This is a genomic window from Streptomyces sp. NPDC026673, assembly GCF_040638135.1.
GTDB lineage: Bacteria > Actinomycetota > Actinomycetes > Streptomycetales > Streptomycetaceae > Actinacidiphila.
Map to the genome: position 1 here is coordinate 1 of NZ_JBEZXR010000081.1, position 21706 is coordinate 21706.

At 69.1% G+C, this 21706-nt stretch carries 16 protein-coding genes and 3 pseudogenes; 8 read left to right on the forward strand and 11 right to left on the reverse strand.

Annotated elements, in window-relative coordinates:
- Positions 1–1372: 1372 nt before the first annotated feature.
- Together AB0F62_RS35415 and AB0F62_RS35420 are read right to left on the reverse strand one after the other, a co-directional pair.
- Positions 1373–1831 carry a type II toxin-antitoxin system VapC family toxin gene (locus tag AB0F62_RS35415; protein ID WP_361809213.1) on the reverse strand — a complete coding sequence of 153 codons (459 nt, stop codon included), beginning with the start codon at positions 1829–1831 and terminating at the stop codon, positions 1373–1375.
- A complete protein-coding gene (locus AB0F62_RS35420) occupies positions 1821–2090 on the reverse strand; it encodes a prevent-host-death protein (RefSeq protein WP_361809216.1) in 270 nt (89 codons plus the stop codon). Before AB0F62_RS35420 ends, AB0F62_RS35415 begins: the two co-directional genes overlap by 11 nt.
- A 385-nt stretch (positions 2091–2475) precedes the next feature.
- Here AB0F62_RS35420 and AB0F62_RS35425 point away from each other — a divergent pair, with 385 nt between their 5' ends.
- Positions 2476–3408, forward strand: coding sequence for a hypothetical protein (locus AB0F62_RS35425; RefSeq protein WP_361809219.1), 933 nt, complete (start codon positions 2476–2478; stop codon positions 3406–3408).
- 315 nt (positions 3409–3723) lie between these two features.
- Complete coding sequence (cutA, locus tag AB0F62_RS35430) at positions 3724–4056, forward strand: divalent-cation tolerance protein CutA (protein WP_361809222.1); 333 nt, start codon at positions 3724–3726, stop codon at positions 4054–4056.
- Here the strand turns inward: cutA and AB0F62_RS35435 are convergent, their stop codons facing one another.
- Positions 4057–5343 (reverse strand): twin-arginine translocation signal domain-containing protein, encoded by a 1287-nt coding sequence (locus tag AB0F62_RS35435; RefSeq protein ID WP_361809225.1) that lies wholly within the window; start codon positions 5341–5343, stop codon positions 4057–4059.
- 357 nt (positions 5344–5700) lie between these two features.
- On the opposite strand from AB0F62_RS35435, the gene AB0F62_RS35440 reads away from it, so the two are divergent.
- From AB0F62_RS35440 to AB0F62_RS35450, 3 genes are all read left to right on the forward strand, one after another.
- Positions 5701–6863, forward strand: a protein-coding gene (locus AB0F62_RS35440; RefSeq protein WP_361809228.1) for an IS3 family transposase whose coding sequence is annotated in 2 segments (ribosomal slippage) — positions 5701–5985 and positions 5988–6863 — 1161 coding nt in all. Because the reading frame shifts where the segments join, the coding sequence is not laid out codon by codon here.
- A gap of 359 nt (positions 6864–7222) precedes the next feature.
- Positions 7223–7696, forward strand: a complete 474-nt coding sequence (locus AB0F62_RS35445; RefSeq protein WP_361809231.1) for a hypothetical protein — start codon at positions 7223–7225, stop codon at positions 7694–7696.
- Between the two features lie 272 nt (positions 7697–7968).
- Complete coding sequence (locus AB0F62_RS35450) at positions 7969–8208, forward strand: hypothetical protein (RefSeq protein ID WP_361809234.1); 240 nt, start codon at positions 7969–7971, stop codon at positions 8206–8208.
- Positions 8209–8808: 600 nt separating this feature from the next.
- Here the strand turns inward: AB0F62_RS35450 and AB0F62_RS35455 are convergent.
- From AB0F62_RS35455 to AB0F62_RS35475, 5 genes and pseudogenes are all read right to left on the reverse strand, one after another.
- The gene (locus AB0F62_RS35455) at positions 8809–10911 is read right to left on the reverse strand and encodes a restriction endonuclease (RefSeq protein WP_361809237.1); all 2103 of its coding nucleotides are present in this window, start codon (positions 10909–10911) and stop codon (positions 8809–8811) included.
- 238 nt (positions 10912–11149) lie between these two features.
- Positions 11150–11603: pseudogene (locus tag AB0F62_RS35460) on the reverse strand (SDR family NAD(P)-dependent oxidoreductase); the annotation flags it as partial.
- A 41-nt stretch (positions 11604–11644) separates the two neighbouring features.
- Positions 11645–12253 (reverse strand): DJ-1/PfpI family protein, encoded by a 609-nt coding sequence (locus AB0F62_RS35465; protein ID WP_361809290.1) that lies wholly within the window; start codon positions 12251–12253, stop codon positions 11645–11647.
- 118 nt (positions 12254–12371) lie between these two features.
- Positions 12372–12843 (reverse strand): annotated as a pseudogene (locus tag AB0F62_RS35470) (enoyl-CoA hydratase-related protein); the annotation flags it as partial.
- 424 nt (positions 12844–13267) lie between these two features.
- Positions 13268–13696 carry a MarR family transcriptional regulator gene (locus AB0F62_RS35475; protein WP_361809240.1) on the reverse strand — a complete coding sequence of 143 codons (429 nt, stop codon included), beginning with the start codon at positions 13694–13696 and terminating at the stop codon, positions 13268–13270.
- An 85-nt stretch (positions 13697–13781) separates the two neighbouring features.
- On the opposite strand from AB0F62_RS35475, the gene AB0F62_RS35480 reads away from it, so the two are divergent.
- Positions 13782–14867, forward strand: coding sequence for a hypothetical protein (locus AB0F62_RS35480; RefSeq protein ID WP_361809243.1), 1086 nt, complete (start codon positions 13782–13784; stop codon positions 14865–14867).
- A 123-nt stretch (positions 14868–14990) separates the two neighbouring features.
- Here the strand turns inward: AB0F62_RS35480 and AB0F62_RS35485 are convergent, their stop codons facing one another.
- Both AB0F62_RS35485 and AB0F62_RS35490 read right to left on the reverse strand, forming a co-directional pair.
- On the reverse strand, positions 14991–17018 hold the full coding sequence (locus AB0F62_RS35485; protein ID WP_361809246.1) for a SpoIIE family protein phosphatase: 2028 nt from the start codon (positions 17016–17018) through the stop codon (positions 14991–14993).
- Between the two features lie 463 nt (positions 17019–17481).
- Positions 17482–17805: pseudogene (locus tag AB0F62_RS35490) on the reverse strand (transposase family protein); the annotation flags it as partial.
- Positions 17806–17867: 62 nt separating this feature from the next.
- Between AB0F62_RS35490 and AB0F62_RS35495 the strand changes: the two are divergent.
- Complete coding sequence (locus tag AB0F62_RS35495) at positions 17868–18026, forward strand: hypothetical protein (RefSeq protein ID WP_361809249.1); 159 nt, start codon at positions 17868–17870, stop codon at positions 18024–18026.
- 76 nt (positions 18027–18102) lie between these two features.
- Here AB0F62_RS35495 and AB0F62_RS35500 read toward each other — a convergent pair whose 3' ends face one another.
- Positions 18103–19710 (reverse strand): AraC family transcriptional regulator, encoded by a 1608-nt coding sequence (locus AB0F62_RS35500; RefSeq protein ID WP_361809252.1) that lies wholly within the window; start codon positions 19708–19710, stop codon positions 18103–18105.
- A gap of 128 nt (positions 19711–19838) precedes the next feature.
- Between AB0F62_RS35500 and AB0F62_RS35505 the strand changes: the two genes are divergently transcribed.
- Positions 19839–21704 (forward strand): siderophore-interacting protein, encoded by a 1866-nt coding sequence (locus AB0F62_RS35505; RefSeq protein WP_361809255.1) that lies wholly within the window; start codon positions 19839–19841, stop codon positions 21702–21704.
- Positions 21705–21706: the final 2 nt, after the last annotated feature.

Here is a 21706-nt window from a genome sequence, read left to right on the forward strand (position 1 = left end):
GTGATCACGAAGCGTCGCAACTCCATGATCGCTGGGACCTGTGCCCGTTCTGCTACCCGGGATCCCCAACCGCGCCTATCCGCGCGACCTCTAAGACTGAACAAGCAAGACGGAAAGAACTCCTCTCTCTCCTCCCCACCCACCACACCCCAACCTCCGACCACCCCGGCACCGAAAAGAGAGACCACCACCCCAACCCGCCAACCACCCCCCGCCGCACCCCGGCCAGCTCCCACCCCAAACGCCACCGACACCGGCACCGGCACCGGCAGCCCCCAAACACCCCCACCACCGGCAACGCCATCAACCAACCCCCACACACCCACAACCCCACCCCCCGAACCACCCACAACCCCCGACCCAGGCCCGGGCCCTCACAACACCACCAGCACCCCCGGCCCCGGCACTACTGACCCCGGTACGCCCGCACCAGCAGGGAAACCGCCGGGCAGCCAGCGGACAGCCGCTCCCGCCCCACACGCCCACACCCCCGGCTCCGGCTCCGGCACGCCAACACCAGCAGGGAAACCGCCAGGCAGCCAGCGGGCAGCCGCCCCCGCCCCCCACGGTCACCTCCCTGGCACCCCCGGCCTCGGCACACCAGCACCAGCACCAGCACCAGCACCAGCAGGGTCAACGCCGGGCAGCCCTCGCGCAGCCGCCGCCCGGATCGCCGACGCCTGGACCACCGCCCGCCACCACCACGGCCACCCCGTCCCCGCCCTCGCCCCCAGCCGCATCGCCCACACCGCCCAGGCACTCCTGAACGCCGGCATCCCCGAACAGCACCTGACCCAAGCCGCGGCCGCCATGGCCCGCAAACCCACCTGGTACGACCTCAAACGCCACCTCGAACACTGGAGTCCCCCCACCACCCCACAACCCCCCACACGGCCCACACAAGCCACCCACTGCGGCACCTGCGACCACGGCTGGACCACCGACCCCGACGGCCGCGCCCGCAAATGTCCCTGCCGCACCCAAGGAAACCCATGAACCAATGCCCGCGCCCCGCGCGCCCTCACCGCCGGCAATCCCCCGCCAGCGCCGAACCCCAGCCTCACCACAGACCAGCAACTGCCGCCCGAACACTCCTGCTTGCAGACGCGGCACCTCGGCCCGAGCTCACGCAGGACCCGCTCCACCACCAAGCCCGCCTCTGCGCACAATCCACCCAACCCCCATTGCGCACCACCGCCAAGAAGGTCGCCTTGCGCAATCCCGACGACCCCGGCTCCCCCGCCCATTGCGCATCCCAGGACCCACCCCTACACCCGAATGCGCAACCCCAACCCAGCCCGCCCCCATGCGCAACAAGGCCCGAACCCCCGACCCGAGTCCGTCCCCGAACGCACAGCGTGGACGGGACCGTTCAGCGGTCGTGAAGTACTGCCGGGCGGGTGACCGGAACGACGGTCAGCAGACCATCCAACCCCTTGAAGTCGTCAGGGTTGGTGGTGAACAAGGGCAGTCCCTCGGCAATGGCGATCGAGGCAATCATCAAGTCCGCGACGCGACGCCGGGGTTTGCGGCCCGCGCCGATCACGGCGGCGCAGACCCTACCGTACATGCGGGCGGCTTCCACATCGAAAGGAATGGGATCGAACTCGTTCTCCGCACGTTGCAGGACATCCATGCGCCGGGCACGTTCCGCGTACTCCTCGTAATCGCCCTGCTCATCATTCCTGCGGACCTCATGAGGACCAGCCGACAACTCAGCCAAGGTAATGGCACTGATCGCCACCTCGACCGGCAGTTCCTCCGGATCCACCCACCTACGCAAGATCATGATGTTCGTATCCAGCAACCCCTGCTCGTACTCAGCGGGCATAGGGATCACCCTGCTCCTGATCGGCAGTGGCATCCTGGTCGACCCGGAAAGCGTCCAGCGAAACATCCGGAGCGGTCTGCGACATCGCGGCAAACTCACTACGGGGAACAAACCGCCGGCGCCGCCGCAGCGGAACCAGTTCACCGATACGGTGACCATCGCGGGTGACGATAAACGCCTGACCGCCTTGAACAGCGTCCATGATCTCTTTCGACCTGGTACGCAAATCACGCTGAGTAATCTCCGGCTGTGCTCCCATACCACCACCATAACCCTCGGTGGCACCCGGTGCTACCACGTAGCACCAGGCCACGGCAGCACACCCCACCCCAAGCCCCAGATCCCCAGAACGACCCACCGCCGCCACACGCAAACGATCCAGACCATGCCCACACCCCCATGCGCAACCCCGCCAACTCAACGCAACCAGCCGCCCGACCCGACACCCCATCGCCACCCTCACACCGCCGCCCGACGCGAGACACGACCACAGAACACCACGCAAGCCGGCTGACCACGCCCCGGCCAGGACCGCTGCGGCATCCAGCGCCCGGTCCCAGGGACCCGAAATGGAATGTGCGGGTCCTGCCGACCGGCCGAGGACACCATGGGAGCCCCTAGCAGCAGCGGTCTACGCTCTCGTCATGCAGCGCAGCGATGTCACTCGAGACGACGACACCTGGGTGGGCCTGTCCCTGGACGTACAGGAGGGCCACCTGCCGGGACTGTGCGTGTTCACTGCCGGGCCGCGGCTGCTGATCTCCCGGTTGTCCCAGCCTGTGCTGCTTGCCGTTGCCGACGAGGGCCTCCATGGCGTGAAATTCTGGCGCACCGACGAGTACCGCTCCTTCGTTCCGCCGCTGCGCGCCAATGTGGCGCGCGCCCTGGCGGGCAGCGCGGAACGGTGGGCTCACCGTTTCGCGCAGTATCTCGACGATTCGCCGGACAGCCCGCTGCACGAGGGCCGGTGGCTGCTCTCGAGCGAGAGCCCGCTCCAGCGTTGGCGCCACGCTGACACTTCGCATGACCAGTACTGGAACTCGATGCTCGTCGACGGCCACCCAGAGGGATACATCGACTGGTTTTTCCACTCTCATTCGTGGGAGGTTCTGCCACTACGGCCGATGCCGGGTCCGGGTGACAGCCGGGTCAAGGCGTATCGCAAGCAGGCCCTCGAAGGCACGCTCCCACCTGTCTTGTTGTGGTGGGTCAGTGGTCTGGACTGCCATCTCATCCTGGACGGGCATGCGCGGCTCGCGGCGGCGATCGCCGAGTCCGTCGAGCCTCCACTGCTGCAGTGGCACCGCACGATGCCACACGGCGACCTGGCCGTGCGCACCGATGAGGCCGTGGGCTTCTACCACCATGAACTGGCGCGCTTCGCCGAACTCCGCGCCATTCACGGCCCCACGGTCCCGGACGGCGCCGCCACCGCCGGCCCACAACTCGTCCGGCTCCTCCACGACATGAACACCGCGGAACAGCCGACCTGGGCTTGGCCTCTACCCGGCGGGGAGGCTCAGTGGCTCCGCACCGCACGCCAGGTGACCGCCGGCCAGGATTGGCCCCGCTCTTGAGCTCTACCGAGTACCTCCCGTCACCATTACTCCAGGCGCATCGCCCAGCTGTCCATACGACTATGAAGGGCCGCCTCTTGCAGGCGCGAGCTCTCATACGTACACCCGCTCCGGCGCAAACGCCCCCGGCTCACGCGCGTTACTCCCCTTGCGCACGCCCACGGGGACGGCACCCGATGCCCGGGTGACGTTGCGGGACCTGGCAGCTCGCCCCCTCCAGGACCGCGAAGCCCTGTCAGCATTCTCGGCCGGCTCGGAGCAGTGATCCACGGGTGTGCTGAGCACCTCGCAACACCGACGGTTACGCTCGCCACCATGGCTGACTACCTCGAAGTGAGCACAGCGACGGAGACGCGCGACCAGGCTGTCGCTCTGGCCCGATCGGCGGTCGGCGAGCGGCTGGCCGCGGGAGCCCAGATCATCGGACCCGTAACCTCGGCGTTCTGGCACGCCGGCGCGTTCGGCACCGGTGAGGAGTGGAAGCTCGTCATGACGACCTCGGCGGAGCGTTACCCCGCGCTAGAGGCTCATGTCCTCGAGCATCACCCTTGGGAGAATCCGCAGCTCTCGGCTACGCCGATCGTTGCCGGGTCGGAGGGCTGCCTGCGCTGGATCAGCGCCAGCACCACGCCGGTCCCGGCCCAGTAGTCAGGCGCGCGCTTTCTCCAGTACGTCGGCGACTGCCGGCACAACCCGGTGGTCGCCGAGCTGCTGCAGAACTGGTGCGAGCCGCTGCCTGGGGCGGACCGACGCTACCCCGCTCGACAGGTCAAGGGCGTGTCCGGTCACGGCAGCCGCTTGCTCGACCTCGCCGGCGGCCAGGTAGGAGTCCGCGAGCCACGACAAATAGAGCGACTTGTCCCGGGCGCAGTTGTCGTCGAACTCGCCGAGTGCTTTCTCCAGCAGGGGGACGGCACGGAGGGGGCGTTTCAATTCGGTCCAGCACCGACCGGTCATGATGTCGAGTTCGTTGCTGTCGACCCAGGACGACCAGTCCGGTTGTGGGGCGTCAGCCGCCTCTTCAAGGGCCTCGCGTGCGGTCGCCAATGCGTACTCGGTCTCGGCTGCGTTCCCGCCGACCGCCTGGGCCCATGCGAGGCGCTCGTGCAGCAGAGCCCGGACGCCGGGTGCAGCATCCGGTCCGGCGGTCGCACATGACCGTGCAGCGATCTCGACGGCGGTGCGCGGGTCGCGGCCGAGCGCCTGGTAGGCGAGGAACGCTAGGGCGTTGCCGGCCAGCCCCGAGTCGCCAGCCTCCGAGGCGGCCCGGTGGCTTGCCTCGTACAGGCCGCGGGCCTCGGCGTGGTGGCCCCCGTCGAACGCTGCCCATCCGGCCTGCTGGGCCTGCTCGGCAAGCACGGAGAGCAGGCTGCGGCGGACCGGCTCGGAGCACACGGCGTGGCGGACCAAGTGGCGCGTTTCTTGGTATTCGCCCAGGTATACGCGATAGGTGTCGCCGCCGCCGAGGATGTCATCCAACGCCCGCAACCGGCAGGTGCGTCGGCGCAGCTGGTCCGGGACGCTGGCATCTACTCGTCGACCGGAGTGCAGGCGTGCGGGTTCCGGCAGGCCAACGGCCAGGCCAGCGCCGGCCGCGGCAGAGGCTTTGAGGAATTCGCGTCGCGGTAGTGAGTCGTCAGTGTCCGTCTCTGTCTCCCATTCTCGAGGGGCCAGGCCCACCATGTGCCCGGGGATACGGAACACGTCTGCGATGAGCGCGATCTTCTCGTACGTCGTGATGCGGCCGCGGCCGCGCGCGAGCGTCCCGACGCGCTCGGGCTTGATGTCGCAAGCAGCGGCGATCCGCGAGTAGCTGATGCCAGCTTCGCTCCGCGCCAGCAGGAAGACCGTCCCGAAGTCGTGTGCGGAAAGTGCCGCTCTCATCTCAGGCCGCTCAAGCAGCTCCGGTGGCAATTTCGTGGATTGATCGCTCATGAGGTACCCCGTGCGGCCGTTGATGTCCGTACTACCCACAGTCAGCGTATCCCCACGGTGGGTACCCACCGGCGGGAAGCGTGGAACGCCCTACGCGGGGATGGTGAAGCACTCAGCCCCCAGGGCCGCACGATACGGGCTTGGGGCCGACCCTTTGACGTAGAGACAGGCAACCATGGCACAACAAGTACGGCAGGACCTCGGCGCAGCCCCTTCTGCTACCGAGTCCAACCGATGACCAGCCAGGTCAACGAATCTCGCCGAGCCCCTATCGTCGTCACGGCGCAAGGGTCTGCTGCACGATCGGGTGACATCTGAACTGGCTTGCCCTGTGGGGCGGGTGGGAAGGATGTCGCTGTGCCCAAGCCTTATCCGGAAGAGTTCCGCCAGGACGTCGTGCGAGTCGCGAGGAACCGTGGCCCAGGGGTGACGGTCGAGCAGGTGGCCACCGACTTCGGAGTCCACCCGATGACGTTGTGGAAATGGATGCGCCGGGCGGACATCGACGACGGGGCCAAGCCCGGGATGACCAGCCGGGAGAGCGCGGAACTGCGGGAAGCACGCCGGCGGATCAAGCTACTGGAGCAGGAGAACGAGGTCCTGCGCCGGGCTGCGGCCTACCTGTCGCAGGCGCATCTGCCGGGAAAAGGATCTACCCGCTCGTGAAAGAGCTGGCCGCGGACGGGGTGCCCGTCACGGTGACGTGCCGGGTGCTCAAGCTCGCCAGACAGCCCTACTACCGCTGGCTCGACAAGCCCGTGACCGACGCCGCTCTAGAGGAGGCTCATCGCGCGAACGCGCTGTTCGACGCCCACCGCGAGGATCCCGAGTTCGGCTACCGCTTCCTGGCCGACGAGGCCCGCACCTCGGGGGCCGCGATGGCCGACCGGACCGCATGGCGGATCTGCCGGGACAACCACTGGTGGAGCGTGTTCGGCAAGAAGCGCGGCAGGATCAAGAAGGCCGGCCCGCCGGTGCACGACGACCTGGTCCGCCGCAACTTCACCGCTGACGCTCCGAACCGCCTGTGGCTCGCCGACATCACCGAACACGCCGCCGGCGACGGCAAGCTGTACCTCTGTGCGATCAAGGACGCCTTCAGTAACAGGATCGTGGGCTACTCCATCGACGCGCGGATGAAGTCCCGACTGGCCGTGACCGCCCTGGACAACGCCGTGGCCCGGCGCGAGCACGTCGATGGATGCGTCCTGCACAGCGATCGCGGATCGCAGTTCCGGTCCCGGAAATTCGTCCGGGCACTCGATCGCCACCGGATGGCCGGATCGATAGGCAGAGTCGGGGCAGCCGGCGACAACGCGGCCATGGAGTCCTTCTTCAGCCTGCTGCAGAAGAACGTCCTCAACCGCCGGAGCTGGACCACCCGCGAAGAACTGCGGATCGCGATCGTGACCTGGATCGAGAGGACCTACCACCGCCGCCGCAGACAAGCAGCACTCGGCCGCCTGACCCCCATCGAATTCGAGACAGTCATGACCACACCGGCCCTCCAGGCCGCGTGACCGAACCTGTCACCCGAACCTGCATCAGACCCCAATACAGCAACGCCCACCGGCTCGTCCCGACGCTCGGCACCCACGCTGAGCACCACGCCTGGACAAGTGTCGGCCAGTACGACGACCGCAACAGTCGCACCACGACCAACGTCGACCACTCGACGTTCCACTTGGCCGGGGCCGCCAATTCCGCATACCAGGCAAGGACCCGCGTCCCCCACCCAACGATGTGCGCGCTCCCCACCTGCGGGACCTTCGAGGTTTCCGGCTTCGAGCGGCAACACGCTGCGACGCAGCAACGCAGGGCTGAGAGAGCAGATGACATGCCCCGGCGGCAGGGAGCCCCGGGTCACGCCAGGGCGGAGATGAGCGACCTCGCGACCGCGATCCGCCGGCTCATGGCCAACGCCTACACCGGCTGCGCGGAAACCCTGTGCGGGGCGGACTGGGACATCGTGCTCACCACATACGGCGACGCGGGTGACCGCGTGGTGCGGTGGATGGAACGCTTCCAGGTCGGCGGGTGCGGCCCGGTCATCGCCAACTATGAGCGTGACGCACTGATGTGGCTCGTGCCGCCCGGCACCGTCCACGCCTGGGAACACGCACACGGCCTGTGTTTCGGCGGTCCGTTCAAGGTCCTCCTGCCTCGCGCCGGTGCCCGCACCGCACCCGGTCCGCACTGGCGCACCCCGCCCAGACTCCGGCATCTGGTGGACGCGGACTGTCTGCACCACGCGCTGAGCCGGTTCCGCCCGGACCTGCCACACCCGGTACTACGCCTGGCCGGCACACCACTGCTGCCCGGCACACCCCCCATGCCACTCCTGCCGTCATGAACCCCCGCACAAGCGCGTACCAACCCGAACCGACCAGCGCCGAGCACGCACTGCTCGACGCCCGCCCGTGGACAACGGGGGCGTGCCTGCTGTGCGCAACGACCGACACCCCGGTCACCCCCGTCGTGACCGTGTATACCGCCGGGCACCCCACAGCCCTGGCCACATGCCAACCCTGCACCATGACCGGCCTGACCACCCAACGCGCCACCGCAGCCGCACTCCAACGCCCGTACACCCCTACCCTCCCCCCAACCCCCGAAGGAAACCCGATGTCCCCGGCGACCGCCTTACCCACCACCACCCGCCCCGCCCACCCCCCGACCACGCACCAGGCCGTCCCACCCCAGGGCTCCCGGACCGCGCCACACCGACTCGGCATCCTCGGCATCGTCTGGATCCTCGGCAACAGCGCCGCCCTCCCCCTGCTGTGGACACAGGTCACCACCGCGCAGCACAGCAGTGCCCCGACCGCCGCGAGCACACCCGACGACACGCCCAGCGCAGCCTGACACTCCCAACCCCACCGACCCCTCCCCCCGGTCCAGGAGGAGGCCACCCCCGGCACCCCCACGAGGGCGAACGGCCCACCCACCGAAGAAGGACCGGGCCCCCACCACCCCGCCGCGCGCACCGGCGAGCCTGCCCGGATCATCACCCGGAACACGCAGCGGACCCCCGCTCCGCCATGGCCCCGCCCGTTCCACCAGCAGTCCTCCACTGGCCCGCCGGACACCGGCACAACCCCACCCGAGCCGCCTCAAAGCGACCGACCGCCAGCCCTCTGATCTCCTCCCCGTCCCGGGGAGGACGCCCCCACCCCCGAGGGGGCAGCACCACCCCGCCGCGCGCACCGGCGAGCCTGCCCGGATCATCACCCGGAACACGCGGCGGGCCCCTCCCGTCACCAGACCAACCACCCCGCAAGAAGAACTTCCGGCCACCGCGTGCGACGTGCTCGTCCCGGCAGGGGGTCCTGCAGCATGCGCTGGCACCAATGCTCCGCGTCGCAGAGAACCAACGGGTGGCACGGCGGACATCTCCACGCGGGGGTGCGGCGCATGCCTCGTGCCGAACCGGCACCCCCCACCACCGGCAGACGGTGCCGGACTCTACGACACCTCGATGCCGTGCTCCTGCACCAGGGCCTCCAGGCCGCCGGGGTATCCCTTGCCTCCGATGACGAAGTCCCAGTCGCCACTGGCACGGCGCCGGAAGGAGCCCAGGACCAGGGCTGTCTCGCCGCGGCGGCCGTCGGAGACCTCCAGGCGGCCGAGTTCCTCACCCGATGGGCCCAGGAGCCGGATGAATGCGTCGGTGAATCCGGAAAGGTCCGCCTCGGGGTTGGTGACCGGGTCGACGGCCGCAGCAAGCACGAGCCGGTCCGCGCGGTCGGGCAGTGCCTCGAATGCCACACGGATGGCGGCTTTGTCCGGGGCGACGGCGGTCATCGAACGCACGCTGCCCTCGGGGGTGTGGGGGTTGTTGAAGAAGACGAAGTGGTCGTCGCTCAGCACCCGGGATCCCTGGCAGACCAGGGCGCACACGTCCAGGGCGACGCTGCCCGACCACGACATGCCCAGCACGTTGTGGTCCCGCGTCGGGCCGGCGTCGTTCGTTTCCGGGGCGGACTGCTGCTGCGGGACGGCAGGCCCGGGGTCGCCGAGTCGGCCGCGCAGTCCGTGGCGGTGCAGGAGGTCCACCAGTTCGGTACCCGCTACGAGTTCGAGTGGTTTTCCGTTCGCGAAGGTGTGCGATCCGGGGCCGAACCTGGAGGTGGTGACGAGTACGCCCTTGTTGGCGCCGGCGTCCTGCACGGTGCCGTACAGATCACGCACCGCGCTGGGCGGCACCGTGTTCCGGTACCGCTTGACCTGGACGACGATCTTCCCGCCGCGGATCGGGGCCGGGTCCTCGGCCTCCACATCCACGCCGCCGTCACCCGAGCGCTGGGTGGTCACCGCGCGCATGCCCATGGCGCGAAAAAGATCTGCCACCAGTGACTCGAAGGCGATGGGATCCATCTCGTACAGATCCGGCTCGTCCTCCCCTCCATGGCTGACCACGCCTGTCCCTGCGACGTCGTCCGGCAGCCGGTGCGGTCGTATCGCGGTGCGCTGGTCGGGACGGGCGGACAACTGCCCGCGCAGCCCGTCGGCCAGGCAGTCCACGGCGCTGACCTGTTCCAGGTTCAGCGGGGCAAACGATGTACGGGTGGCCATCACCGTCGCCACAAAGATCTCCGCACGCCGGCCGGTCGCCGGGTCGTGGTCGTCCACGAACCCGTTGAATGCGACGGAGTCCAGCGCCCCGAATACGTCGGCGGCGAACAGCTCCCGCAGCGCCAGCAGGACCGACTGGGCGAGCACATCGCGGTACACCTCCCGACGCTGCGCCACCGGGCGGGCGGTCTCCTTGTCCTGGTCCGCGCCGGGCATGTAGCGCACCGACTTCGCCTCGGGGACGATGTCGTACCTCGGCAGCTCCCAGTTCACCACCAGCTGCCGCGCCGGCGCGTCGTAAGCGGCGGTCAGCCGACGGGGCATCCCTTGCGGCCAGGCCGCGGAGGAGTACAAGGCGGCCGAGAAGTACTCCACCGCCGCTTCGGAGTCCCCTTCGCCAACGGCACCGGCCAACTGCGTGATGCCGGCGTTGTAGCGCCGAATCTCCGCCAGCTGTCCCGCCGCCCACTGGTCGTACTGCTGCCGGTACGCCGCAAGCTGCTGCTGGCGCTGGGCTTCGGCTGCCTGCGCTGCATGCCAGTCCCGCTCGAACCGGGCCCGTGCCTCCTGCTGGGCCTGAGCCCGCCGATTCGCCGTCCAACCGCCCTGCGCCGGCTGGTAGTGATTCGGGTCGGGCATCGCCACCGGCTGAGCCAGCCGGCCGGGCACGAACGGCTCCAGCTGCTCGGAACGCGCCAGCGCATCCAGCCGGAACGCCGGGGTACGGCACCCGGCGGCCAGCAAAGACCGCAACTCCTCGACGCGGGCCTCCAGCTCACGCGTACGCCGCTGCGCATCGGCCTCCCGGTGCTGCCGGTACGCCGCCTGCTGCTCCCGCCGGCTACGCGCCAGATCACGCTCAAACGCATGCTGCTGCCGCTCGGCAGCCCTCTGCTGCTGCACCCGGGCCCGCTGCTGGGCCTCCAACTGCCGCTGCTGCTGACGCTGCGCCTCAGCCCAGATCCCAATCAACCCACCAGAGCGACGACTCATGACGGTACAGGTCCTCCCCAGGGACGCCTTTGTCCCACCCCACCCCTACGCCGGCCTCCCCGACCAGCAACAACCAGGCAACTGTAGTCCGTAACCGGCCAGTCACCCACCCACAGCAACACGCCGACCTCCTCGCCTGTATCTGTGTGCATCATGGGCACTTCACGCTGGCTACCCCCGCCAAGTCACGCCCGAAGACAAGACCACCCCGCTGCCTTCCGGGCCCGGCATGACTGTTCTCAGAACAGAGAGCGGCTTTTGACGCGCTGTAGGAACCGGCCAGAGCGATCCAGGACAGGACCGAGTGCACGTTGAGCAGGTGGCCGCCGCCGTTGGCCTCGATGACCGGAACGAAGGCCCGGGTCATCGCCAGGGGGCCGTAGAAGTTGGCCTCGAACTCGCGGCGGACGTCATCCATCGGGGAGGCCAGGAACGGCGCCCCGATGGACCCGCCGGCGTTGTTGACCAGGATGGTGACGTCCTGTGCCTGTTCCGCAGCGGCGGCCCCCCGAGGCCGGGTCCGTGACCTCCAGGGCCGGCGCGACCGCGCCCGGATGGGTGATGGTCCGGGGATCACGGGCGGTGGCATACACCTTCTTCGCGCCTCGGTCGCACAAGGACTCGACCAGGGCCCTGCCCATGCCCCGGCTGCCTCCGGTGACCAGGACGGTCGAACCTGCCATCGCAGTCATGGGTCTCGTGTGGCGGATGCCGATCGGTTGATCAGAGCTGGTCAGCGCAGGGCGGCCTCGCCCGCGTGGACGGCGCGCAGGGCGCGCTCGACGGTCTCCTGGCTCTCCCCCACCGGAGCCACGTATCCGAGGACATCGCGCACGGCATCGTCCCCAAGCGTTCGGCTGATGACCCATGCGGCAAGGTACTGGGATGCCAGGCAGCCTCCCGCGGTGGCGATGTTCCCCTCGGCGTGGAACGGCGCGTCCAGCACGGTGACGCCCGCGGCCTCAACGAAAGGCCTGCTCTTGGTGTCCGTGCACGCCGGCATGCTGCCGAGCAGCCCGAGGCGCGCCATTACCAGCGCACCGGAGCACTGGGAACCGATCAACTGTCGCGAGGGGTCGGGTTGCAACATGGAGATCAGCCGGTCATCGGCGACCACGTCGCGTGCCTTGACCCCGCTGCCGATCAGCACGACGTCGGCCTCGCGCACGAACTCCATCGGGCGCTGCCCGGTCACCTCGACGCCGTTCATCGACGCGACCACCGGCGTCGGCGTCGTGATGAAGGCTTCCAGGCCGTCTTTGCGGCACCGGTTGATCAGCGCGGAAGCGATGAAACTGTCGAGCTCGTTGAACCCGTCGAAGGTGACGACTGCTACCTGCATCATGGCTCCCTTGGCGTATGTCATCGGATACTCAGTCTCCCTGCCGCGCTGTCACGCATCGATAGCCAATCAGCCGGTGATGGCATGTTCGCCGACTCCGCCCTGCGGGTGCCGGATCAGCGGTATCCGAACCGCTGTAGCGACGAGCGCCGATCATGGCCTTGTACGCCGCGGCCATGCCGGGCGCGAACGGGATGCCGATGTCGGCCTCGGACAGGCCCCAGTAGCCTCGGTCGGCACGCATGACGCGGAAGTCGTCCGCGAGGGGGAACATCGCACCGGCAGCCGAAGGGGTGCCCCTGCAGCGTGGCCACGGTGATCCCCGCCAGGGACGGCATGCGGGCGAAGAGGCCATGGACGCGGATGCGGTAATTCTCGTGCTGGTCGGCGTGGGCGTCCGGCCACTCCAGGCCAAGGCCGTTGGAGTAGTACCTGCCCGTTGCGGCGGTCACCTCGGCGCGCGGCCCTTGGGCCTTCTCCACCTCGTCCAGGGTGGTGTCGACAGATGGGAGCCGATATGGGTGGAAGCGGTACTCGCCGTCCCCGAGGTCCAGTACGAAGACGTCGTCCTGGCGGTCGAGGGTAGGCATGTGCCCTCCTGGGGGTCGTGCCAACCTCATGTCTGGGTGGAGCCTTGATGCATCAACCCTGTGTGCTTCCGGCAGGGAACGGAATGATCGAGTCGCTCCCACCGGTGTGACCGCAGCGGTCACAACCTTGCCGTTGATCAACTTCCGCGTGGGATGGTCGACGCGGCCTGGACTGCGCCGACATCCCAAGGGCGGGAAAGCCGTCGATGTCCAGGCTGCCGGCCTAGCGGAGGTGAGGCTGCCTGCTCCGACCGCCGGACGGCCATCGACCGTTGCGGCACCCGCGTGGCACCCGCGAGTACGCAGGCCCGGGCGGCCCCTGTGCCTGGGGCGAGAACTCGCCACAGGCTCGGCTGCTGGGACTGTCCATGCGGAAGGGGCTGCCCGATCGGCGAGCACGGGCGCGGGTGGGTGAAATTCTCCGTCAGTGCGCGTCGGCGGCGTTGTAGCGCCGCAGGTAGACGGCCAGCTGGGCCAAGTCGGCGTCGTCCCAGTCGGTGAACCGCTCCCGGAAGGAGGAGCGGCGCTGCCGGTTGGCTTCCTTCAGCTGGTCCAGGCCCTTCTCGGACGCCTTCAGGATCTGCCTCCTGTGGTCGTCCGGATCGGTCTCGCGCATGATCATGCCCTCCGCTTCGAGCATGGCGATCTGCCGGCTGATGGTGGACTTGTCGAGCATGAAGTGCGCCGCGAGGTCGGCGGCGTGGCAGCTGCCGTTCCGGTGCATGTGCTCGAGCATGCTGTGGGCCGGCAGTGTCAGCTCCCGGTGGAGCTGGACGGCCTTGTGCCGGGCGCGGCGGGCGAATGCGGTCAGTTCACGCTGAATGACGTCCGTCGACGCCTGACGGTCGGGCATGGCGGGGCGCTCCCTTCTTCACTGGTTGCAACATGCAACCCAATTCATATGTACGTTACAACTACCAAGTGAAGGAGAGCACGTAATGAGCACCCACCGTCTGGCCGGAAGACGGCCGACAGCGACCAGCACATCCCGTACCGTCCGCCATGTGGTGGTCCTCCTGATCACCCCGCTGCTGATGTGCCTGGGCATGGGGCTGGCCTACCTCGGCGCCTTCCACGCACCGCATGCACAGGGCCTGAAGATCGCCGTCATCGGCACCTCGCCGCGAGTGCAGCTGCTGGCCCAGACGATCAAAGACAAGGCCGGTGATGCGCTGGACGTCACCACCGAGCCCGACCGGGCCGCGGCTCAGCGCCGGATCATGGACCGGGACCTGGTCGGCGCTTACGTGCCCAGCGTCAAGCACCCCGAGCTGCTGGTCGCCAAGGCCAACTCCGACACCTCCGCCACCGCCGCGGAGATCGTGTTCACCACCGTGGCCGGCAAGCACGACGCGCCCCTGCACGTCACCGACCTGTCCCGGCTCTCCAGGGGCGACCTCACCGGCCAGGGCCTGTTCTTCCTGCTGGTCGCACTGACCATCGGCTCCAACGCCGGCGTCGCCGCCATCAGCGCCGCCGGTGCCACACTGCGGATGGGGACCCGAGCGGTCATCGGCGTGGTTGCCGCGCTGGCGATGAGCGTCATAGCGGCGGTGCTGGCCGGACCGGTCTTCCACATCGTCGACCACAACCTGCCCGCAGTGTGGGGCATGGCCTGGCTCTACTCGGCCGGCATCCTCACCATCGGCATCGCCCTTCACACCTTCCTCGGGCGCTGGACGACGGCGGTCCAGATGGTGCTCTTCGTGATGCTGAACTTCACCAGCTCCGGCGGCATCCTCCAGCCCGCGCTGCAGAACGGCTTCTTCGGCGCGCTGCACGCCTTCTGGAATGGCGCCGGCTTCGTGGAGGGCGCACGCAGCCTGCTGTACTTCGACTCGACGGGCTTCGGCGGCCGCATCCTGTCCCTGATGCTCTGGCTGGCCGCGGGAGCGCTGCTGATGACTGCCGCCACGGTCACCGAGCACCGCGCCGCCCCGGTCCTGGCCTCGCCGGCGAACCGGCAGCGGGACCCCGAAGGGGAGACGGCCGAGGTGGACCTGGGTGAAGCCGTCGCCGCCTAAGGGGAGCCGCAGGCCCAGTTCGCCGCGTCGGTGGTCGGGGCAGTCGGATGGGCGACAACGCATTTCCCGACTGCGGAAGGTGTACTGGCCGAGCCTGCGCGGCGAACCAATGCGGTCACAGCACTAGACGCAACCGTGGGTCCGGTGGAGCCCGTCCGGGAGTGCGATTTCGGCCCAGATGGTCTTGCCGTCGTGCCGTTGCCGGGTACCCCAGCGCTCGGCGAGCTGCGCCACGATGAACAGCCCCCGCCCGCCCTCGTCGAACATCCGGGCGCGGCGCAGGTGGGGGGCGGTGTTGCTGGCGTCGGACACCTCGCAGATCAAGGTGTCCTCGCGGATGAGCCGCAGTTGGACCGGAGCCGAGCCGTAGCGGATGGCGTTGGTGACCAGCTCGCTGATGACCAATTCCGTGGTGAATGCCAGCTCTCCCAGGTCCCAGCCCTCCAGTCGGGACGAGGCGAGGTCCCGGGCGTGGGCCACCTCGGCGAGATCCTCCGTGAGGTCCCATGCGGCGGCATGGGTGCCGTCGAGCTCGCGGGTACGGGCGATGACCAGGGCGACGTCGTCTCGGGACTGTTCCGCGGCCACCGTGTGCAGGACGTGGTCGCACAGGTCCTCCAGCGAGGCAATCGGCTCGGACAGGGCTTTCTGGAGATGTTCGAGTCCCTGGTCGAGGCTGTGTTCCGGGGATTCGATGAGGCCGTCGGTGTACAGGGCGAGCCGAGTACCTGCGGGCAGCTCCACTTCGGCCGTCTCGAAGGGAAGTCCGCCCACACCCAGCGGAGGACCGGCGGGGATGTCGAGGTACTCGACATCCGATCCGGGGCGCAAGACGGCGGGCGGTGGATGGCCGGCCCGGGCGGCCGTGCAGCGACGTGAAATCGGGTCGTAGATCATGTAGAGGCAGGTCGCCACGATCTCACCGGCGACCGCTCCGGCGCCGCCGACGTCTCGGTGCCGGGTGACGACGTCGTCGAGGTGGGTGAGCAGTTCGTCGGGCGGCAGGTCGATGTCGGCAAGGGTTCGTACGGCGGCACGCAGCCGCCCCATACTCGCCGAGGCCTGAACGCCGTGGCCGACCACATCGCCCACCACCAGGGCGACCCGGGCCCCCGAGAGCGGAATGACGTCATACCAGTCTCCGCCCACTCCCGCGAACAGACCCGCGGGCAGATAGCGCGTGGCCGCCTCCACTGCCGGCTGCCTCGATACCACCAGGGGCAGGAGGCTCCGCTGCAGCGCCAGGGAGGTGTTGTGCTCCCCGGTGTAGCGGCGGGCGTTGTCCACGCATACCGCGGCCCGTGCCGCGATCTCCTGTGCCAGGAGCAGGTCGTCGGCGTCGAAGGGGGCCCGGCCTGGGGAACGTGTGAACAGCGCCGCACCGAGGGTCGCTCCCCGCGCACGCAGGGGGATCGCCAGCGCGGAGTGCGGCCCGTTCGTGCCCGCGTCGCCGGGATCGGCAGGCACGGAGGCGGCACCGGCGGTATCGGTGATCTCCAGCATCATGGGCTCGCCCGTGAACAGCCCGAGGGTCGCTTCCGCCCGCTCCCGGTAAGTGACGGTCTCGCCCGGCCTCAGGTCTCCCGGGGGCGCGGGCGATCCCGATGCCGCGGTGCGGCACAGGGTGACATCGCCCGTGCCGGGCCGCAGGACGGGTTCCTCGCCCTGGAGGACACTGGCGAAGAGGTCCACCGTGGCGTGGTCCGCGAAGCGGTGCACCGCGACCTCCGTCAGTTCCTCGGCGGTACGCACCGCGTCGAGAGTGCTTCCGACCCGGCTGCTGGCCTCGCTGAGCAGCGCGAGCCGCTCGCGAGCGATCATGAGCCGCCTGAAGCGTCTCTCCCCCGCAACACGGATTCGGCAGACGGCCACGCTGATGATCAGGCCCACCGCCAGCGCCGTGATGACCGTGATTTGGTTGGCGGGCCCCATGTCCCGCAGGAGAACCCCGTACAGCGCGATGGCGGCGGCCAGGTTGAACAGTCCGACGATCATGGTCTGCCGTACCGGCAGCAGGGCACTGGCCACGACCGGGATCAGGACGGCGTACTCCGCGATACCCATGACGTGCACCTCGGCGGCAGCCAGCGCCAATCGCAGGCCCGAGATCAGCACGACGCCGAGCAGCAGGAAGACGAAGCTTTTGCTCACTGGAACGGGATGCACGCCCTGCACCTCCCCATGCCGGGAGCGGGACCCTGCGACGTCCCCGTCTGACGTTGCCCCGGCAGGCAACAATTTACCCTTTGCGAGAATTGTTCCATTGACGAAAGACTGCGATGCCGGGACACACGCCATCCATCGCACGCACAGCGCCTCACAGGCCTCGGTGGCGCGGCCGCACCGGCACCGGCGACCAGCCTGGCCGGCACATGGGGCAGGTCCGGTTCGGCAGGATAGGGGACAGGCTCACTACCGCCTCGCCCCGCAACGCGTCGCGCGGAACGACCCTGGCCGTGCGCCACTTGGGGGCTTGAGGGCGAAGCCGGACTGCTGCTCCGACCTCGGACGGGTGTCGCGTCCGCTGATGCAGCTCGACTACACGGTCGGCACGGCGGCTCACCGACGTCGATACAGCGAGACTGCGCCTGTCCGCGCGTACCAGGCAGCACACCGTGCGTCGCTGGTATCGCTCCAACACCCCGGGCACCTGCTCGCGAAAGGTGCGGCGGCAGCCTCGCGTGGGGCACACCAGACGCCGCACCCGCACACGGACCACCACCCGCCGCCCATCGACCGGAACGTCGGCCACCGTCCGCCAGTGATAGCCATGCACCAGACCCGACGAGACCCCGCACACCGGGCACACCGCAGTGTCCAACGGCGTCCGAGCCCGCACCACGATCCGCTCACCCTCACCAGCCACATCCTCCATGACCAGCGGCGACAGACCCGAAAACACCATCTGTACAACCTCGTTGACATCCATCACATGAATGTCAACGACCCTCACAACTCTCCGTCACCACCGAATGTGAGACAGGGCCAGGATTTCGAGTCATGGCACGACCTTCCTCCTACCCGCTTGAGCTGCGCCACCGTGCGGTGCGGATGGTCGCCGGGGCTCTCGTCGCCTACCCGAATGAGTCCGCCGCGTTGAAGGCGGAGACCGCCTACCACACCGCAGCCACAAAACCACAGGTCACAACCGCCATCTGAGATCTCTACCGAACCCGGAACGGTTCACGTCCGCCGATCACGGCGGAGAGGGCCGCTTTACAGGACAGCACCGGTGCTACTGGTTCCGCTCGGACGCGCGCTGCTGGTAGTCGCGTGGAGACAGTCCGTGGAAGCGGGAGAAGGCGGCGCTGAACGTGGGCAGGTGGGCGTACCCGGTCCGGCGCGCGACGGCGCTGGGCGGGGCGCCCCCGGCGAGGAGGTCGCGAGCGATGCGCATGCGGGCGGCATAGCGCCAGCGCCCCAGGGTCATACCCGTCTCGTCACGGAAGGCACGGTGGATCTCGGCACCGACATCACCATCATGCGTCCCGCCAGGCTCGCCGATACGACGCAAGCACTCCATCGCGACAGCACGCGCGCGCGGATTCGTGGGCATCGGCACCGACAGCGCTCGCTGCGCGGCAACCTGTTCCGCGAACAGGTCGAGGATGCGGCGGGGGTCGTGGTCGTCAGGACGCAGTCCGGACCGGGCGCTGATCGAGCAGAACATCAAGTAGTCGTCCCACGCAGGCGAGAACCGCACCTGCAGCGGCACTGTCAGTTGGAGGTCGCCGGTGCTCGCGTTGCCCAGCGGCAGGGAGACGGAGTCCTCGCGGAGGCCGGTGACATGCTCCGTTTCTGCGGGGATCCAGGTCGCCACCCCTCGCTCCCGCTCGTAGCGTTGGTCGCCGATGTCCAGGTATCCGCTGCCTCGATACATCCAGCTGAGGACGTGGATGTCGTTGGTGTGTGACGGCGTGCTGGCCGCGGGCAGTATCTCAGGCGCAGCGGGAGTGTCCGTCTTGCGCATCATCCGGATCAGGTCGTCGGTCTGTCGTGCCGCGGCTGCCCGTTGTGTCAGCCTGCCGGCGCCAGGTCGGGCGGAGAGCTGCCGTCCGAACTCGTGGGGGGTCAGTCCGAACCGTCCCTTGAAGGCCCGCGTGAGGCCGTTGCGGCTGGCGAAGCCCACTCGAACGGCCACCTGGTCCACGTCGTAACCGGCAGCGAGGAACTCCACGGCAGCGCCGAGTCGGCAGATCAGCCGCCACTGCTCGAACGTGAACCCGGTGTCGGCGAGGAAGTCACGGCGAAGGGTGCGCGCGCTGGAGAGTACCCGCGCAGCCCATTGCTCGACCGTGAGGTCGAGCGCGGGGTCGCGGATCAGTTCCTCGGCGACTGCTCTGGCGCCGAGGGCTCGCGGCATCGACGGCGAGGCGAACCCCTGCGGGCTCGGATCCCGCCCGACCACGGCGGCCGCCGCCGAGCGCGAGCCGGGACGCCGAAGGAGCTCCTCGATCGCATCGAGGGAGTACCCGCGGCCGCTGAACGGAGTGACCTGCAGGTTGAAGAGCTGGATCAACCAGTCCTGCCAGCCACTGGGAACGTCGAACCGTGTCAGCTCCGACAGCCCCCAAGCGCTGACGCCGGCGTGGAGCCACAGCGGGAAGGCGACAGTGCCCGGCTCGGTGATGATCGCACGCTCTGCCCAGCCATCTGCGGGAATCCAGGCGCCTTCGCCGGCCCTGAGGCAGAGCACCGGCCCGCCGTCCAGGCGCAACTGCGCCGCGCCGGTGCGAACCCAGAGCACCAGCGGTCGAACGGGCGAATTCGCCGAACCCAGCCGCGCGGTGGGAATCGGCGGCGGGTCGCCGGCGCCTGAGGCGAACAAGGAGGGAACCACCATGTCCTAACTATGCGGCAGTCTGCGCACACCATTGGAGGTAAGGTTTGCCTAACTTTAGCAGTGCGCGCCTTCCCGATGCCGGTGCGCGACTCCCGCCCCCGAAGCGACCGGAAAGGTCAGTTCCCCGCATGCCCAAGACCTCGCGCCGACTCACCGTGCACCCGCCGACCCTGCGACAGGTCGAGGTGGTCCGGACCGTCGACATCACCCCGGGGATGCGGCGGATCACGCTGAGCGGCGAACAGTTGCGTGCGTTCACCACTGCGGACGGCTTCGTGCGGCCGGCCTTCGCGTCCCCGGGCTTCGACGACGACCTCGGGTTCTACTTCCCGTACCCGGGTCAGCGCGATCCGGTGCTCCCGGTCCAGGGCGAGGCCAAGTTGATCGTGCCCAAGGATCCCCGACCGCTGTCGAGGGCCTACACGGTCCGCCGGTGGGACCCCGAGGCCGGCGAGCTGGACGTGGACTTCGTCAAGCACGGGGTGGGCGCGGGAACGACGTGGGCCTATCGCACCCAGCCGGGTGACCGGATCCACCTCAGCGGCCCGAGCACGTCGAAGGCGCTCCCGGTCGGCGCCGACTGGTGGCTCGTGGCAGGCGACGACACCGCACTCCCCGCGATCGGCCGCCTGCTCGACGAGCTCCCGTCCGACGCCCGGGCGCAGGTGTTCATCGAGATCGCCGAGGACGCCCACCGCCAGGAGCTGCGCGAGCTGCCCGGGGTGGACGTGACGTGGCTGGTCCGCACCGGCGCAACGGCCGGGACCGTGTCGCTGCTCACCGAGGCCGTCCGCGGTACGGAGTGGCGGTCGGGCCAGGTGTTCGTGTGGCTGGCCGGCGAGCACACGGCCGTCCGGGACATCCGCCGGCACCTGGTCGAGGACCGTGGCGTGCCCAAGGAGGACATCGACTTCGCCGGCTACTGGCGTCGCTCGGCGGTCGTCGCCCTGGAGACCGACGGGGCGGTGCCCGACCCGGAGAGAACGGTGACCCCGTTCCAGAAGCTCCACGACCTGACCGAGCTCGTCGCGCCGATCGCGATCCGCACCGCCGTCGAGCTGGGCGTTCCCGATCTGCTCTCCCGCGGCGTGACCAGCGTGACCGAACTGGCCGCCAAGGCCGGCGCCGACGAGCGCGCCCTGGGCAAGCTGCTGCGTTACCTGCACACCCTGGACGTGGTCACCGAGACGGAACCGTGTCACTACGCCCTGACGCCTGTCGGCGACGTCCTCACCCTCGAGTTCATCGCCGACCGGCTCCACTCCGCCGGGGTGATCGGTCGCGAGATGCTCGGGATCCACGGCCTCACGGAGTCGGTCCGCACCGGCCGGCCCGCCTACGCCTCGGTCACCGGCCAGACCTTCGCCGACGTGCGAGCCGAACAGGACTACGAGGACCGGCACCTGGAGCGCCTGGCGAAGTTCCAGCCCGCACTGGCCGAACCGATCGCCACGTCCGACCTGCTCGCCGGAGTCCGGCACCTGGTGATCCACTCCGGTGGCGCCGGCGCCCACGCCCGTGAGTACGTCGCAGCCCACGAAGGGCTGCGCGTGACGATCTGCGCCCTGCCCGCCCAGGCCGACTGGCTACGCCGCGACCTGCCCGCCACGATTCCCGACGAGCGGCAACGCACGCGGGTCAGCGTGCTGGAGCAGTCCGTCTTCGAGCCCAGCCCGGCAGCCGACGCCGTGCTCGTCAGCCGCGCCTTCAAGACCCTGCCCGACGCCGACGCCGCTCACGCACTTCGCCGCGCAGCCGAGAACCTCACCCTCGGCGGACGAGTGCTGCTGATCGAGGAGGTCTTCGACACCGACGACCTCGACGAGCACGACGGCGAGGAAGACCTGATCGGCCTGGTCTGCCACGGCTCCGGCCTTCGCACTGCAGCGGAGCTGGACGCCGTCATCGCCAGGGCCGGCCTCACACGCAGGTCGGCGCGCACCATCGGCCTGGGCGCCACCGTCCATGAGCTCCTCCGCTCCACCGCCGACTGATC